The organism is Nitrospinota bacterium (assembly GCA_035528715.1).
Taxonomy (GTDB): Bacteria; JADFOP01; JADFOP01; order DATKYB01; family DATKYB01; genus DATKYB01.
The window spans coordinates 1-2,602 of record DATKYB010000112.1 but is presented as its reverse complement, the minus strand read 5'-3'; the positions used below and the strand labels follow the sequence as shown (position 1 = coordinate 2,602).

Annotated in this window: 6 protein-coding genes; all 6 read right to left on the bottom strand. The window is 37.2% G+C overall.

The window, feature by feature from the left end; translation table 11 throughout:
* The coding region (locus VMW81_08170) for a hypothetical protein (protein ID HUU50919.1) at positions 1 to 280 on the bottom strand (280 nt) is incomplete at its 3' end.
* Positions 281 to 292: 12 nt separating this feature from the next.
* A complete protein-coding gene (locus tag VMW81_08165) occupies positions 293 to 520 on the bottom strand; it encodes a hypothetical protein (GenBank protein ID HUU50918.1) in 228 nt (75 codons plus the stop codon).
* Positions 477 to 647, bottom strand: a complete 171-nt coding sequence (locus tag VMW81_08160) for a hypothetical protein (GenBank protein HUU50917.1) — start codon at positions 645 to 647, stop codon at positions 477 to 479. The genes VMW81_08165 and VMW81_08160 overlap by 44 nt, the downstream gene beginning before the upstream one ends.
* An 11-nt stretch (positions 648 to 658) precedes the next feature.
* A complete protein-coding gene (locus tag VMW81_08155; GenBank protein HUU50916.1) occupies positions 659 to 1,699 on the bottom strand; it encodes a hypothetical protein in 1,041 nt (346 codons plus the stop codon).
* Complete coding sequence (locus VMW81_08150) at positions 1,689 to 1,952, bottom strand: hypothetical protein (protein HUU50915.1); 264 nt, start codon at positions 1,950 to 1,952, stop codon at positions 1,689 to 1,691. Before VMW81_08150 ends, VMW81_08155 begins: the two co-directional genes overlap by 11 nt.
* Positions 1,945 to 2,223, bottom strand: a complete 279-nt coding sequence (locus VMW81_08145) for a helix-turn-helix transcriptional regulator (GenBank protein HUU50914.1) — start codon at positions 2,221 to 2,223, stop codon at positions 1,945 to 1,947. The genes VMW81_08150 and VMW81_08145 overlap by 8 nt, the downstream gene beginning before the upstream one ends.
* Positions 2,224 to 2,602: the final 379 nt, after the last annotated feature.

Below are 2,602 nucleotides of genomic sequence, written 5' to 3'. Positions count from 1 at the left end.
GAGATTTTTCCTTATTGAGATTCTTACCATAATTGGATTGACGCTGCTGAAATACTGGCTTAATAACAAGGAATGAAGCAGGATTACCATTTTTATCAGTGTATGTTCGTTCTTCTTCTGTAAACTCTGCTTCCTCACCAGAAATGAACTTTTTCTGATCTTTTGATTTAGAACTATAAAAAGCCGTTTTGCCATCATAAGAAACAGCAAATTGATAAAGAGTCCCAAATTGTGTTTGTTTCTCCTTAGTAAATTTTACTTCGGTTATTAGTTCTTTCATTTTTCTTTGGTTTTAATATTTTGCCCTATCTTCACAATCTTTCAAGATTTCTTCATTTATATAGTCTGGACAGTCCTCACAAAAGGCACTCGTATACTCTCTACAATCGGAGCAAATATCAAGGTCGTCATATATTTTAGCCCCGCAACAAACTGAAAGTCCTTTGATGTCACATTCGTCATAATAAATACAGTCTTTATTCATGGCTGATGGTTTTAAAAGTTTCAATGGTTGCTGCATTTATTCCCATCTGCATCTCGATAAGCTCATCAAGAAGCCTAACCTTTTTTTCCAGTTCTGCAACCCTGAACTCCAAATTGTATAGCTTGTTTTGGTTGCTTATATCGTTAAATAAATCTTCAGACATAGTCTATGAGGTTATAACTTATTAGCATTTTCTTTGATAAAACTTACTGTCTTGAACAATAATATATTGGCCTTGGACGCTATGTCTGCAGCTTCAATACTTTTTACTTCAGGTCGGGGTAAATCATTTATTGTTTGACAGAAATTCAAAAGCTTTGTTTTATCAGGAGCAAGATGATTAGCTCTCTCTTCCATCCTTTTCTTTTTTTCTGCTTCCCGTTTTGCCTTTTCTTCAGCTTCTCTCTTTACTCTTATTATGGCCTCAAGATTTTCCCTTTTTTCTCTTTCTTTACGGGCTCTTTCTTCAAGCATTCTTCGCTCTAATTCATCTTTTTCTCTTTCAATCTGAAGTTCTTTTTCCTTTTTTTCTTGTTCCCTTCTGGCCTTTTCTCTTTCGATTGCAATTTGCTTTTCCCTTTCTTCCGCCTCTTTTTTAAGCCTGATATTTTCGAGTCTTTGCCTTTCTCTTTCTTCTGCTTCTGCTTTTTCTTTAGCCAATCTTTCTTCCTCAGCCCTTTTTTCAGCAGCTAATTTATTTTCATGGACAGTTCTAAGACTGATATAAAGAGCCTCAAATTCATCTTCTTTCATCAGTCCTAAAGGATAGATTACCAAATCTTCAGCATAGGGACTTAATTTTTCCTCCCTTTCCCTCCGCAAAGCCTCCTGCCTTTTCTTTTCGGCTATTTCACGTGCCTTTTCAACATTTAAAAACACCTCTTCTGTTAATTTACAGGAAGCAGCAATGATATTATAGGAAGCCTGTTCAAGATTACCCCTGAGTAAATAGATCCTCTTCCTCTCTTCTTTAAGCTTTTCAGCAGCCGTTCTTATCTTAACCGTTTTAAGCCTTAATTCACGGGCAATATTTTCATCTAATTCAGATGGAGATTCAAAATTTATTTTTGACGCCTGAGATTGTGCCTCTGCAAGCATAGTTAAAAAGGGGAGATATGATTTTTTAATCTCTTCACCTTCCTGTATTGCCAAACCTGAATTATTCAAAGCTTCATCAAGTTGCTTTGGTTCGATTTTTTTAATTTCATTTTTCATAGTTTATAAGGTTTTTAAGTGTTTCTCTTTTGATTAAAATGTTCCTGCCGTTTATCTTCCATTCAACGGTATTCCGCAGTAGTGCTTTGTCAAGTTTCCTGCGCCCTATCCCGTGTGGTTTCAAAATCTTCAGAGCGTAGTTAAAAGTGACCCAGGGCCTAATTTGGTTCTTGATTCCAAAAGCTAAAAGAGCTCTTGTTATAGCATCCTGGGCCACCTTTTCACATAAGGCCATTATTTCAGTGTCAGACATATTTTAAGAATGGATAATCAGCCTCTAAATCTATTAATCCGTATTCCGCAAAGATGTAATAGCGGACAGCCTGGGTGGCAGAACGAACACCTATCTTCTGGTAGATGTTATGCAGATGGGTATTCACCGTCAATACTGACAGTGACAAAATCTCGGCAATCTCTTTTGCTGAATGACCGAGAGACAGAAGTTTAATAACCTCTTTCTCCGAACTTGTTAGTTCATGGATTGATTTCTTGGCTTCGTCTTTTCGGAGCCAACTGTTTCTCATTTTGTGTAGTAAGTTTGTCATATTGTTAAATGTTGGTTAGGGTTTGCACCAACGCCAGCTTATTTTAAAAAAGAATAGTTGCTGGCAGGATTGGCTTGTACTTTGCTACACCTGCAACGGTTTGTTCTACCTACATACCGGAAAAAAGATGCTCAGAATTCCTCGGCTCACCACCTTTTAGTTTATTGCCTACCCAGCAAAGCTTTTTTTAAAATCTATTCCGAATATTTACGGCTAATAGACAGGAGGTCTCTTTATCTCCACTCAGTATTTGCGTCTCGATTTTCGCCACAGCAACTATTCAAAGAACAAAAGCGGTGACCCTTTGAAGTTATCTCCGGGCCCCCGCTAACAACCTATTTACCTCTGAATTGACGTA

What these genes read in the sequence shown, in the direction of transcription:
- VMW81_08165 (HUU50918.1), bottom strand. Translation starts at nt 520, where the DNA reads ATGCAGCAACCATTGAAACTTTTAAAACCATCAGCCATGAATAAAGAC.
- VMW81_08160 (HUU50917.1), bottom strand. Translation starts at nt 647, where the DNA reads ATGTCTGAAGATTTATTTAACGATATAAGCAACCAAAACAAGCTATAC.
- VMW81_08155 (HUU50916.1), bottom strand. Translation starts at nt 1,699, where the DNA reads ATGAAAAATGAAATTAAAAAAATCGAACCAAAGCAACTTGATGAAGCT.
- VMW81_08150 (HUU50915.1), bottom strand. Translation starts at nt 1,952, where the DNA reads ATGTCTGACACTGAAATAATGGCCTTATGTGAAAAGGTGGCCCAGGAT.
- VMW81_08145 (HUU50914.1), bottom strand. Translation starts at nt 2,223, where the DNA reads ATGAGAAACAGTTGGCTCCGAAAAGACGAAGCCAAGAAATCAATCCAT.